The organism is Pinirhizobacter sp. (assembly GCF_035317885.1).
In the GTDB taxonomy this organism is placed as follows: Bacteria; Pseudomonadota; Gammaproteobacteria; order Xanthomonadales; family Rhodanobacteraceae; genus Pinirhizobacter.
In genome coordinates, this window is record NZ_DATHFX010000125.1 from 1 (window position 1) to 12,249 (window position 12,249).

Sequence of the window (12,249 nt, forward strand, 5' to 3'; positions counted from 1 at the left end):
GTCGTTGAAATGCTTCGAAGCAGGATCGCCGCCTTCGCCACCGGCAGTGATCGCCCGTGCGCGCACCTTGTCGCCGAACTCCACCACGGCGACGAAGCTGTTGCCGCTGGTGCCGTAGTAGCGCTTCGTGCCCGGCCAGCGATGCGCGCCGAACGACGCCAGCGAGCCCCAGCGTGACGAAGTAAAAGGCACCGGAATGCTCGCCTTCGTATCGTCGAAGCGCTGCTTGATCGCGCCATCGACACGCTGGAAGCGATTGATCTCGCCCCAGGGAACGCCCCAGCTGCCGAAGTCCTTCTCCAGCCGGTCCGCCGCTTCGGCCAGGGCGTTCAGGCGCGCTTGCGAGCCGGCTTTCTCGGCCATCACGTCGTAGACGGACAAGCCTTCGGCCGTGTCCAGCTTGCTGGCCTTGTCCCAGAGGATGTCGCCCCAGAACACGGCGAGCGAGGTCGGCATGGAGGTGATACCCCAGCGGTAATCCCACGTGCGCAGAAGTGACACCGGCCCCGCCAGCTGGCGCTTCAACGGATCGCTGGCAGGCAGCGCATCGTAATCGGCGATCAGGATCGGCAACTGGCGCGCGAACGCCGGCAAATACGGATCGAAGGCCGCATCGATCAGCGAGGCCAGGGTGAAGTCGCGCCGGCCGGTCAGAACGCGCGTGGCATGCAAGCCGCGGGGATTCTCGCCCACGGCGTCCATGTAGCGCGGATAGTCCGCCTGCTTGGGGCTGTCGGGACCTGCAGCCGAATAGGGCCAGTCGTTGGTATTGAAGATCCAGCCCGTCGGGGGGTTGAACAGGTGCGGCGCCTTGTCCAGCGGCAGCAATCCTTTCCAGTCGGTTGCAGGATCGCTGCCGTCGACGGGCTTGGTGTAGTCGAAGCGATCGTCGCGCTTGGGAATGAACTGCGGATGCAGATAGGCGATGTTGCCCTTGTCGTCCGCGTAGATGGTGTTGTTCGACGAATTCGCCTTGAACTCGGCCACCTTCATATAGGCCGCATAGTCGTTGGCCTTGGTGCGAAGCCAGCTTTGCTGCAAGGCTTCCAGCGGCTTGTTCATCAGCTCGACGGCAATCCACTTGTCGCCCTGCGCACGAACGATGGGGCCGTGATGCGTGGCGTACACGGTGAAATGGCGTTCGGCAAGTGAACCGTCGGCCGAATGCACGGGCACGACGAGATCGCGCGACGTCACTGGACGCATTTCATTGCCGTAGCGATAGAACAGCTTGCCGTCCTTGCGCTGAATCGTCTCGGCGAACTCGTCCACGACGTCGGCTCCGGTGGAGGTGTGCATCCAGCCGATGTGCTTGTTGAATCCCTGGTAGATGAAGAACTGACCCCAGGTCACCGCACCGTAAGCGTCGAGTCCCTCGTCACTGGACATCTGTAACTCGGAGCGGAAGAAGAACGAGGTGTGCGGATTGATCAGCAGCAAGGCGTGGCCATCCGCCGTGAGCTTCGGTGCGATGGCGATACCGTTCGAGCCGGTTGGCTCCCACCAACTGGACGGCGGCGACACTTGAGCCAACGCGCCCTGGGGATCCTTGCCGTAGAAAGACTGCAGGTCCTTCGTAGACACGCGCTCGATATCGCCGCCGATGCTGCCTTCGCTGAAACTCAAGGCCATCCACGGTTCGAAGTGTTTGATCACCCGCGGGTGCACGTCCGGATGCGTGGCCAGGTAGTAGTTGAGTCCGTCGGCCCAGGCATCCATCAGTGCTTTCAGCCATGAAGGGCTTCGCGCGTAGTCGGTTTTCAGCGTGACGGGATCGACGAAGAGTTTCTGCCGCAAATCCTGCCACAACGCTGATTCGCCTTCGGCTTCAGCGGTACGGCCCAGCGATGTGAGGTAATTGGCCTCGACGCGATTGAAGTCGTCTTCGGCCTGCGCATAAGCCATGCCGAATACCGCATCAGCGTCGCGTTTGCCATGCACGTGAGCGATGCCCCAGTCGTCGCGAACGATGGTGATCGCCTTGGCTTCGCGCTGCCAGCGCGCCGAATCGCTATCAGCGGCGTGGACGCCTGATGCGGCGAGCAATCCGCCCAGCGACAATGTGAGCATGGCGTGGCGGCAAACGGGCATCGGTGCCTTCCCCTGGACGGATCGCCGATACTAGCCGTCCGCCGCAAGGGCGCGTCAAGTGCTGAGGCTCACCTTCGCCAACGGCTGCCTCGCGCGGCGCGGCGCCATCTCGAGTCCCGAATCCCCTCGGTCAGGCAATCGAGTCATGTCGCATTATATTGCGCTTCGGGGCCGCCTGATGGAGGATCGGCGTGATGCCCTGGAGGAAAGGAATGCTCGATAAATGACTTCCCATCCAGGCCAAGACAAAAGGGACGAACTGCGGGCGCGTCGGCAGGCGCTAGCGAGTGCTGCTCAGATCGTGAAGGCGCGCGCGCCGATCGCCCGGTAACTTCGTGGGCTGGCCGCACGGGGTGTCGACATGCATGGTTCGGTTTCCGCCGGTGTATTCGCTGCGTGGCTGGCGCTTGGCGCCCTGGTGTTGCCGTCGCATGCCTCCGACGCCCCCATCAGTGCTCCGTTCGAGCCGGGCGTTATCTCCACCGCCGCAGCCGAAGTACGCCTGGCGATCAGCCCCGACGGACGGCAGATGCTATGGGGCTCGATTGGGCGCGACGCTCCGGCCGAGCAGCAGGACATCTGGGAACGGCACCGGGTTGGCGATGGCTGGAGCACTCCGGCGCGCGTGTCGTTCGACACCGAGGCGGTAGAGTTCGATCCGGCGTTCTCGAAGGATGGGAAGAAGGTGTACTTCCACTCCGATCGCGCGGGTGGCTTCGACGGTACCGACATCTACGTGGTCACTCGCGATCCGACGTCGTTTGCCTTCGGTACACCCGCCAATGCGGGACCCGCGATCAACAGCAAAGGCGATGAGTGGGCACCTACGCCCACGCGCGATGGTGGCCTGCTGTTCTCGTCCAACGGTTGGGGTGGGCGGGGTAAGCACGATCTTTTCATCGCCCGGCCAGGCGCCGCACGACCCACCAACCTCGGGCCTTCGATCAACACCGCCGATGAAGATTTCGATGCCGCGCTTTCGCCAGAAGAAGCCACCCTGGTGTTCGCCTCGGGCGTGATGACCGATGACAAGGCCGCGACGCGCCTATACGTGTCGCGCAACGAGCACGGCGCGTGGTCGCCGCGGCAAGCGATTGGCCTGGGCTGCTCGGACTTCGTGATCGGCCCATCGTTCGATCCCACCGACGATTCGATGCTCGCGTACTCGGCCAACTGCGCCGGCGGCCGGGGACGCATGGACATCCATCGCGAACATGTGCCCGGTCCGTCGCACGGATCGGCGGCCGGACCGCTGGCGGTCCATTACCCTTCGCCAGGGGCGCGCCTGGCCTGTCGGAGGCGCTGTTGACGCGGCTACACAACGGCTGTGACGGCACCTCAACGATCCGGGGATTAAGCTTGGAAGGTTTTCCACTCTTCCCAAGGAATCGAACCATGTCCGACCAAAGCAACGCCAAGCATTCCGGCCAATTCCGCATAGGAGGCGACATCGAGGTGAACCGCCTGGGCTTCGGCGCCATGCGCATCACCGGCAAAGGCATCTGGGGGGAGCCTGCCCATCCCGATGCCGCCCGCGCCACGCTGAAAAAGCTGCCCGACGTGGGCGTGAATTTCATCGACACCGCCGATAGCTACGGTCCCTACGTCAGCGAGAACCTGATCCGCGAGGTGCTGCATCCGTACAAGGGCATGCTGGTCGCCACCAAGGGTGGCCTCACCCGCCACGGCCCGGACGTCTGGGCCCCGTTGGGCCGTCCGGAATACCTGCGCCAATGCGTGTTGACGAGCCTGCACCGGCTGGGCGTGGAACGCATCGACCTGTGGCAGCTGCATCGTATCGACGCGAAGGTGCCTCGCGACGAACAGTTCGACGTGATCAAGGCCATGCAATCCGAAGGACTGATCCGCCATGCCGGCTTGTCGGAAGTGAACGTCGAGGAAATCAAGGCCGCCGGGAAGTATTTCAAGGTAACCACCGTGCAGAACCTCTATAACCTCGGCAACCGCCAGAGCGAGGAAGTGCTCGACTACTGCGACGCGAACAACATCGGCTTCATCCCCTGGTACCCGCTGGCCGCCGGCGAACTGGCCGCGGAAGGTTCGGTGCTGTCGAAAATATCCGCGAAGCTGAAGGCCAGCAACGGCCAGGTCGCACTGGCTTGGCTGCTGAAGCGTTCGAAGGTGATGCTGCCCATCCCAGGCACGGGCAGCGTCGACCATCTCATCGAGAACGTCGGCGGCGCCTCGATCGAACTGAGCGATGAAGACTTCAAGGCGCTCGAACACGCTGCGAAGTAGGAGGCGAGCGGTTGTTGGGGGTCAGAGTAATTACTCTGACCCCGTTGCCGCCCCGCTCAGCTGAAGCGCACCGTGGCGACGACGCCGGTGACGTCCTCGCGCGGGCGCAGCGAAACATCCCAGCTGTACAGGTGGCAAAGCCGCTTGACGATGGCAAGCCCCAGGCCCGCGCCGCTGCCGCCGGCGCCTTCGCCGCGGATACCGCGCTGGAAAAGTTTCTCCGCGTCGTCTGGGTGGATGCCCGGGCCGGTATCGGAGACATCGATGCGGTTGTCGCCCACACGCACCGTCACCTTGCCCTGCATGGTGTACTTGATGGCGTTGCCGATCAGGTTGGTCAGCGCCACCGACAGTACCGAAGCGGGCGCGTTGACCGTGACAGGGTCGGCCACCAGCAGGTCGATCTCGATCGGCTTGCCACCCATCTGCGGCCGCTGGCTCTCGATGACGTCGCTGGCTACCTTGGCTACATCGGTGGTTTCACCGCGCGTAGGGCCGCGGCGTTCGGCGCGAGAGAGCAGCAGCAAGGCTTCGATCAGCTCCGTGGCCTGGCGTGAGGCGCGTTCGATGCGCTTCAAGCGCTCGCGCAGCTTGTCGGTGAGGTCGGGTGAACCCTGCAGCAGTTCCGTGGTACTGGCGATCACCGCCAACGGGGTGCGCAGCTCGTGGCTGACATCGGAATTGAACTCCCGGTCGCGCTCCACGATCAGGGTCAGGCGCGTAGCGTATTCGTCCAGCGCCACGGCCAGCTCACCCACTTCATCATCGGCGAAATGCAGCGCCAGAGGCTCGACCTTGCCGGCACGACGGAATTCGCGGATACGGCGGGCAAGGTCGGTGACCGGCCGCAGCACGCGCGAAGACAACCATACGCCCAGGCCAAGCGAGAGCAGGCCAAAAATGAATACCGCGCCGATCACGCTGATCAACAGCTGCTGCTTGCCCAGTTCGTCGCGCGAGACATCGAACTGCAGGAAGCTGTTGACGCCGTCCTTGCGCCGCACTGCCACCTTGTAGTGGTGGATCTTGCCGTCGGGACCCGGCTCGAACAGGTCGTGCACGCCGGTACCCAGCCGCTGCCACGACAACGGCACCTTGTACAGGAAGCGGTCGCTGGCCGTTTGCGCCTTGACGATCTCGAACGTGAAGGGCGCGCCGGGGTCGGCCAGCGCCTTGTCGTTGAGATGATCGACCTCGTCCTGCAGCGAGGAATTGATCAGCTGTTCTTCGACCCTCGCGCGGATATTGAGCGCCGCGAAGGCGAAGAGTGCACTGAGTCCGAAACCGAACAGCGCAAAGGTGACGATCAGCCGGAAGCGGAGCTTACGCCGCGACCGCATCCGGATCGACCATGCGGTACCCGATGCCGTGGCGGGTGTGGATGAGAGGCTTCTCGAACGGCTTGTCGATAGCGGCGCGCAGGCCATGGATGTGCACGCGCAGGGAGTCGGAGTCGGGCAATTCCTCGCCCCACACGCGCTGCTCGAGATCCTGGCGCGTGACCACGGAAGGGCTTGCTTCCATCAGCGCCTGCAACAGCTTCAGGCCGATCGGGTTCAACTGGATGGGTTTGCCCTCGCGCGACACGGTGAGCGTGTCGAGGTTGTAGGTAAGGTCGGCCACTTTCAGCACGCGGCTTTGCGGGCCCTTGCCACGGCGCGCGAGCACTTCCAGGCGGGCTGCCAGTTCCTGCAACGCGAAGGGCTTGGTCATGTAATCGTCGGCGCCCGACTCGAAGCCGGTGAGCTTCTGCTCAAGGGCGTCGCGCGCGGTAAGCATCAGCACGGGCGTCTGCTTGTGCGCCTCGTGGCGCAGCTTGCGGGCCACGTCCAGGCCGTCCATGCCAGGCAGGGTGAGGTCCAGCACGATCACGTCGAAATCGTGCACCACGGCCAGGTGCAGGCCGGTGACGCCATCGCCGGCGAAATCCACGACATGCCCGCGGTCTTCCAGGTAGTCGCCGATGTTGGTGGCGATGTCGTTGTTGTCTTCGATTACCAGAACACGCATGCGGGCACTCCGATGTCCGATGGCGGCGCAGTCGCCCCGTGGGGCTAGGCCGGAGGGGGCAAGTACCCCGCTGCCACGAAGCTTAACGTTTGTCGCGTGGCCCGCACAGTCACATAAATGAACGGGACGCAAAGAAAGGCCCGGACGCCATGGCGCCCGGGCCAAAGAAGAACTGCCCCGATGACCGAAAGCCCAGAAGACGGCAACCACTGGGGATTGCCTTTCGAACCCCGATGGGAACGTTATATACCCGCCCCGTTTAAATGGCCGTTAAGCGGCCTTTTTGCGGCGGCGTTTGGGCGGGGTCATCCGCTCGGCACCGGCCCCGGTTTCACAGTGCCGGATGATGGCGTCGGCGACATCCACCCCGGTACTGGCCTCGATGCCCTCCAGGCCCGGGGAGGCGTTCACTTCCAGCAAAAGCGGCCCCCGCGCCGAGCGCAGGAGGTCGACGCCGGCTACCCCCAGGCCCAGGGTGGCGGCTGCACGCAGGGCCACCCGGCGCTCCTCGTCAGTCAGCTCCACGGCTTCGGCGGTGCCCCCGCGGTGCAGGTTGGCCCGAAATTCCCCGGGGGCGGAGGATCGCTGCATAGCGGCGACCACCTCGTTGCCCACGACGAAACAGCGCAGGTCCTGGCCGTTGGCCTCGCGGACGAATTCCTGCACCAGGAAATTGGCATACAGGCCGCGGAAAGCCTCGATCACGCTTTGCGACGCTGCGCGCTTCTCGGCCAGCACCACCCCCTGGCCCTGGGTGCCCTCATTGAGCTTGATCACGTGCGGGGGGTCGCCCAGCATGTCCAGGAGGTCCGCGGTGTCGTCGGGATTGTCGCCCACGGCGGTCTTGGGCATGTCCACGCCCTGGGCCGCCATCAGCTGCAGCGATCGCAATTTATCGCGAGCCCGCAACACCGCATCGGACGGGTTGGGCGTGTACACGCCCATCAGTTCCAGCTGGCGGAGCACCGCGGTGCCATAGAAGGTACTTGAGGTACCGATACGCGGGATCACAACGTCCAGGTGCCCCAGCGGCTTGCCCTTGAAATGCATGGCGAACGACTGCGGCCCGATGCTCATGTAGCAGCGCATGGGGTCGATCACCTTGACGGTGTGCTTGCGCTTGCGCGCCGCTTCCACCAACCGTTGCGTGGAATACAGGCGCGCATTGCGCGACAGGATGGCGATTTTCAAAGCCTTAGGGACTCCGATGGGGCGGCATGCCCCGCCAGGCGGGGCATCGAATGGTGTCGATGCTAGCGCGCTCCGGTCGCGCGATGGTGACGATTATGGGGCAGTGGCCTCACCCCGTACCGACAACGCCCCGCAGGCTGGTGGTATAGGAAAGCGCCGGATCCACGCGGATGCGATCGAGCAGGGTCATGCGGCCCAGGAGCAGCGGGAACAGCATGTGCCGTCGGTCGTTGAGGTTCAGGTCGATCTCGAAGCGGGAACCAGCGATCTCGATCTCGGTGCGAACGAACCAGCGCATGTTGGCATGCCCACCCGAATCGCTCACCCGCCGCCGTCCCGTGGCCATGGCGCGGCACGGCACCAGCACCGGATGGCTGCGCCGCCCGGTGCGGATATCGAAATCGAGCCAGGTATCCCCACCCTCCTCCGACACCCGCAACGATTCCACGTGCAGCGAACTGGACCGCGCCCCGGTGTCGAGCTTGGCCTTGAGCGAGGAGATGCCGAATGAGGGCAGTGCCAGCCGCTCGCGCCAGCCGAGGGTGATGACTTCGGTCATGGGAATGCCGTCGGGTTGGGGAGGCGCATCCGGGATGGTCCGGGGAGCTGGGGTGCGAAGGATAACTCCACACATGGGTGATCGGGTGAAGACGAGGTGGTTCACGACCGGGCAAATTGAAGCAAAGCCGTCATGTCGTGCCTGTCCGCAGCTTGCAGCGCCTGGATATAAGCCGATCGAGTGGCACCTGGCTCCGTCAGCGAATTCGCTCCCCAGGTGAATTTACGGCGCCCGAGGCGTTCGACAACCAGGTCGCCCATCATGCGCGAAAGCCGGCCGTTTCCATTGGGAAACGGATGGATGGCCACCAGGCGATGATGAAAGCGGACGGCGAGTTCATCCGGAGGAAACACACCTTCCGTGATCCAGAATCGCGCGTCGTCGGTGAACAACCGCATCTGGACGCGAATGTCATGGGCTTCTACGCCGATGTTGCGGTCCGTCGTCCGGTAACTACCTGCCCATCTCCACACGTCTGCATACATGGCCTTATGGGCATCACAAATGAATGCCTCGTTGGTGAGGTCCATGGCGCTCAGTCGTTGCACCTGCTTCCGTAGTGCCACCGACGCGACGAAGATGTTTTCCTGCTCGGCAGCATTAAGTTCATGGCGGAAAGCGATGAACGCAGGCTTCAAGCCCCTGCGCTCTTCATCGGTGAGCGGTGTCTGTCCTTCGTCGACGTCAAATAAATCGCTCACACGCGGTCACTTCCAAAGGTCACGGCCTTCCATTTCCATCTGGATGTGGCGTTCAAGCACTTCCTTGCGCGCCACGTCGCCGATCGCCTGGTTCTCGAGGAGCATCGTGTGTTCGATCGGGGTCAGATGCTTAAGCGCGACATGCCTGGCCCGCTCTTCCACGATGCTCTGAAGAGAGGGCGGATTGGGAACCAGGGCGTAGACGACCGTGCAATTCATCGCGGCTGCAGCGCGTTGCAAAGAGTCCAGTTGAATCGAGCCATTGATCTCCGATGCTTCCATCTTGCTGACGGACGCCTGCGCAATACCCATGCGGCTCCCCAGATCGGTCGCTGTCATACCCAGCGCTTGTCGGATGCTCCTTATCCAACCCTGGTTGGGTCGCGACATGGTCGTTCGCAACGAACGCAGTTCAGCCAGTCGGGGGTCAAGGTGCTTCCGGGTCGCAGCAGCTAGTTTTCGGCTTGTTTTCATGACCTTACCTCAGCAATGGCTTGAAATATAGCCTAAAATCTATGAATAATCAAGTTATCATCGTCTAAAGGCTGTCTATATCAAAATATAGATAGCTTGTAGGCTATTTTTATTCAAATAATCATCGCCTATAGCCTATGCATAGCAATGAATATAGGACTGCGCCGAAAGTCCAGATATCGAAAATGGACGATCCTGGCGAAATCGACTTTCGCCAGGTGCTTTAACGATGCGTGTCAGGAGGGCTTTTGGGCGGCTCTGGCCATGAGCGAAGAAAACAGGCGCTTGAGCGCACCTGGCAAGGAAGCCAGGATGAAAAATAGCTGCCGCACGACTGGAGCGGGTGAAGGGAATCGAACCCTCGTCAGTAGCTTGGGAAGCTACAGCTCTACCATTGAGCTACACCCGCGTGGGAGGGGGATGGTACCCCATGCATGCGGCGGCGTGGAACAGGCCCGATGGTGGCTGAACGAAGGGCCGAGGCACATGTCCCCTGCCGCGCCCGAGGCGCATAATCGACCTCGCGGCGCGATGCGGGGGCATTGCCGCCATGGAGGCACAGATGACCGCTTCGGACAGACTCTTGCTTGGCGTGGCATTTGCCGCGCTGGTCGCTACCGGCACGCTGCACGCCCAGGACACCACCACCTCACCGCAAGTGGCGCGTATCTCCTACGTGCACGGCGACGCTTCGCTCTTCGCCAACGGTGCCGGCCCCTGGGAACCGGCCCAGCGCAACCGTCCGCTGGCCCAGGGCGAACGCCTGGCCACCAAAGGCTCGGCGCTGGCCGAGGTGGACCTCGGCGGCACCGTGCTTCGACTGGGTGGCACTAGCGAGCTGGGGGTGTCGTCGCTTTCCCCGGCGCAGGCCCGCTTCGCCCTGCCTTCAGGCGTGCTCCAGGTGAGCGTGCGCACGCTCAACCCGGGCCAGACACTGGAAATCGATACCGACAAGGTGGCCGTGCTGATCGACAAGCCGGGCCGCTATCGTTTTGAAGCCGGCAAGGCTTATACCGCGGTGAAGCTGCGCGAAGGCAGTGCGTCTGCCTACGGCAAGGCGGCAGGACCGCTGGCATTGAAAGGCGGTCAAAGCTATCGCTTCGACAACGCCACGCTGACGGCGCTGGCAGTGAGCGGACTACCGCCGTCGGATGCCTTCGATACCTGGGCGCTCGGTCGGGACGGCAGTTTCGCGGCGCCAGCGACCACGCAATACGTGTCGTCGGACACCGTGGGCTACCAGGACCTCGATCACTACGGGACCTGGGCTGAAGACCCTGACGACGGCGCGGTGTGGTATCCGAACGACGTGGCGCAAGACTGGGAACCCTACGATTCCGGCTCGTGGGACTACGTCGATCCCTGGGGCTGGACCTATGTCGGCGACCAGCCGTGGGGCTTCGCACCGTTCCACTACGGTACGTGGACCCACCGCCATGGCCGCTGGGGCTGGGTGCCCGGCCGACGTCGCCTGCACGACCCGGGCTTCCAGGCCGCCCAGGTACCGCCACCGCCGGGCCACGGACGTCCCGCACAATCGTGGGCCGCCGCCAACGCACCGGCATCGAGCTTCCCGGAAATCCGGCGCTTCCAGCAGCATGCCAGCCAACCCAACGGCCCTGCGATCGGCGACGCGAGGCCGTGGCCGATACGCGGCCATGACGGCAGGCCGCGCGATGTCGATGTCATGCGCGTACCTGATCGCACCCCGCCCACCGTCGTCTCCACGGTGCGGCCGATGAACCCCGACGCCGGCGCCAGTGCGCGCCCGGGCCTGAGCTTCATCGCGCCGAACACGGAGCAGGCACGGCAAGCAGCCGACTCACGGCCACGCGTAGTCTCCACCAATGACATGCCGCAGGCATCGGGCTTCGTGCCTCGCGTCCGCGGCGACGAGGTCCATACCTATCGCGGCAATATGGGAGGCGGTGCCAGGCCGGAGGTTCAGTACATGAGCCGCCCGATCGATCAGCCTGGAGATGGTGCGCAAGCCGGCAACGGGAACGCCAACGGACATGGCTGGCACGGTGGTGACGGCAATGGCAATGGCAATGGCAACCACGGTGGCTGGCAGCGACCGCCACCGGTACAACCGGCGCCCGGGAACCAGGTGCGCATGAGCGTGCCGGCGCGTACCGCCGAATCCAGGCCCGCCGGCAATTCCAATGGCAACGGCAACGGCTCGAAGGGCGGCAACTCCGGCATGGGCACCGTGCGGTAAGCGTGGCCTTCGGCCGCTACAATGGCCTGATGCAGATCGATTCCCCCAAGCGCATCGGAGCCGGCCGATGAGCGACGACACTCCATCGCCGGTCATGCGGCGCATCCGCAGCTTCGTGCTGCGCGAAGGCCGCATGACCCCCGCCCAGCAGCGCGCCTTCGACGACCACTGGACGCGCTTCGGCCTGGACTACCAGGGCCAGCCGCGCAACCTCGATACCACCTTCGAGCGTCAGGCCCTGCGCGTGCTGGAGATCGGCTTCGGCAATGGCGAGGCCCTGGCCTGGGCCTCCGAACACGACCAGGCGCGCGACTACCTTGGCGTGGAAGTACACGGCCCGGGTGTGGGCCGGCTGATGAACGCGCTGGCCGCGCGCGATGCCGCCAATGTACGCATCTACAAGCACGACGCGGTGGAAGTGCTCGAGCGGGAGATCCCCGCCGGGGCGCTCTCGGAAGTGCGCATCTGGTTCCCCGACCCCTGGCACAAGAAACGGCACAACAAGCGCCGCCTGGTGCAGCCGGACTTCGTCGCCATGCTTGCCACGCGCATGGCCCGCGGCGGCCTGCTGCACCTGGCCACCGACTGGCAGGATTACGCCGACCACATGCTTGACGTGATGGAGGCCGCACCGGCATGGACCAATCGCTTAGGACCGCGTGCCGTGGCACCGCGGCCGGACTGGCGCATCGAGACGCACTTCGAAAGGCGGGGCCTGAAGCTCGGGCACGGCGTCTGGGATT

General features: G+C 64.1%; 11 protein-coding genes and 1 tRNA gene. 4 read left to right on the forward strand and 8 right to left on the reverse strand.

Annotation, left to right across the window (positions count from 1 at the left end; all coding sequences use genetic code 11):
- The coding region (locus VK519_RS03840; RefSeq protein ID WP_324347820.1) for a penicillin acylase family protein at positions 1–2,091 on the reverse strand (2,091 nt) is incomplete at its 3' end.
- A 361-nt stretch (positions 2,092–2,452) separates the two neighbouring features.
- On the opposite strand from VK519_RS03840, the gene VK519_RS03845 reads away from it, so the two are divergent.
- Positions 2,453–3,400: a TolB family protein gene (locus VK519_RS03845; RefSeq protein WP_324347821.1), complete on the forward strand. Its 948-nt coding sequence runs from the start codon at positions 2,453–2,455 to the stop codon at positions 3,398–3,400.
- An 86-nt stretch (positions 3,401–3,486) separates the two neighbouring features.
- Entirely contained in the window at positions 3,487–4,350 is an 864-nt protein-coding gene (locus tag VK519_RS03850) for an aldo/keto reductase (protein ID WP_324347822.1), read from the forward strand.
- Positions 4,351–4,406: 56 nt separating this feature from the next.
- On the opposite strand, the gene VK519_RS03855 is transcribed toward VK519_RS03850, so the two are convergent.
- The 7 genes from VK519_RS03855 to VK519_RS03885 all read right to left on the reverse strand — a co-directional run bounded on the left by VK519_RS03855 (position 4,407) and on the right by VK519_RS03885 (position 9,694).
- Entirely contained in the window at positions 4,407–5,690 is a 1,284-nt protein-coding gene (locus VK519_RS03855; protein WP_324347823.1) for a sensor histidine kinase, read from the reverse strand.
- Positions 5,674–6,360: a response regulator transcription factor gene (locus tag VK519_RS03860; protein WP_250624244.1), complete on the reverse strand. Its 687-nt coding sequence runs from the start codon at positions 6,358–6,360 to the stop codon at positions 5,674–5,676. Before VK519_RS03860 ends, VK519_RS03855 begins: the two co-directional genes overlap by 17 nt.
- 270 nt (positions 6,361–6,630) lie before the next feature.
- A complete protein-coding gene (gene rimK / locus VK519_RS03865) occupies positions 6,631–7,551 on the reverse strand; it encodes a 30S ribosomal protein S6--L-glutamate ligase (protein ID WP_324347824.1) in 921 nt (306 codons plus the stop codon).
- A gap of 109 nt (positions 7,552–7,660) precedes the next feature.
- Positions 7,661–8,110: an ATP-dependent zinc protease family protein gene (locus VK519_RS03870; RefSeq protein ID WP_324347825.1), complete on the reverse strand. Its 450-nt coding sequence runs from the start codon at positions 8,108–8,110 to the stop codon at positions 7,661–7,663.
- Between the two features lie 101 nt (positions 8,111–8,211).
- Positions 8,212–8,811, reverse strand: a complete 600-nt coding sequence (locus VK519_RS03875) for a mobile mystery protein B (RefSeq protein ID WP_324347826.1) — start codon at positions 8,809–8,811, stop codon at positions 8,212–8,214.
- A gap of 6 nt (positions 8,812–8,817) precedes the next feature.
- The gene (locus tag VK519_RS03880) at positions 8,818–9,285 is read right to left on the reverse strand and encodes a mobile mystery protein A (protein WP_324347827.1); all 468 of its coding nucleotides are present in this window, start codon (positions 9,283–9,285) and stop codon (positions 8,818–8,820) included.
- A gap of 335 nt (positions 9,286–9,620) precedes the next feature.
- Positions 9,621–9,694, reverse strand: a tRNA-Gly gene (locus tag VK519_RS03885).
- A 153-nt stretch (positions 9,695–9,847) separates the two neighbouring features.
- Here VK519_RS03885 and VK519_RS03890 point away from each other — a divergent pair.
- Together VK519_RS03890 and trmB are read left to right on the forward strand one after the other, a co-directional pair.
- A complete protein-coding gene (locus tag VK519_RS03890) occupies positions 9,848–11,506 on the forward strand; it encodes a DUF6600 domain-containing protein (protein ID WP_324347828.1) in 1,659 nt (552 codons plus the stop codon).
- A gap of 67 nt (positions 11,507–11,573) precedes the next feature.
- A partial coding sequence (trmB, locus tag VK519_RS03895) for a tRNA (guanosine(46)-N7)-methyltransferase TrmB (RefSeq protein ID WP_324347829.1) occupies positions 11,574–12,249 on the forward strand: 676 nt, incomplete at its 3' end.

What these genes read in the sequence shown, in the direction of transcription:
- VK519_RS03845 (WP_324347821.1), top strand. Translation starts at nt 2,453, where the DNA reads ATGCATGGTTCGGTTTCCGCCGGTGTATTCGCTGCGTGGCTGGCGCTT.
- VK519_RS03850 (WP_324347822.1), top strand. Translation starts at nt 3,487, where the DNA reads ATGTCCGACCAAAGCAACGCCAAGCATTCCGGCCAATTCCGCATAGGA.
- VK519_RS03855 (WP_324347823.1), bottom strand. Translation starts at nt 5,690, where the DNA reads ATGCGGTCGCGGCGTAAGCTCCGCTTCCGGCTGATCGTCACCTTTGCG.
- VK519_RS03860 (WP_250624244.1), bottom strand. Translation starts at nt 6,360, where the DNA reads ATGCGTGTTCTGGTAATCGAAGACAACAACGACATCGCCACCAACATC.
- VK519_RS03870 (WP_324347825.1), bottom strand. Translation starts at nt 8,110, where the DNA reads ATGACCGAAGTCATCACCCTCGGCTGGCGCGAGCGGCTGGCACTGCCC.
- VK519_RS03880 (WP_324347827.1), bottom strand. Translation starts at nt 9,285, where the DNA reads ATGAAAACAAGCCGAAAACTAGCTGCTGCGACCCGGAAGCACCTTGAC.
- VK519_RS03890 (WP_324347828.1), top strand. Translation starts at nt 9,848, where the DNA reads ATGACCGCTTCGGACAGACTCTTGCTTGGCGTGGCATTTGCCGCGCTG.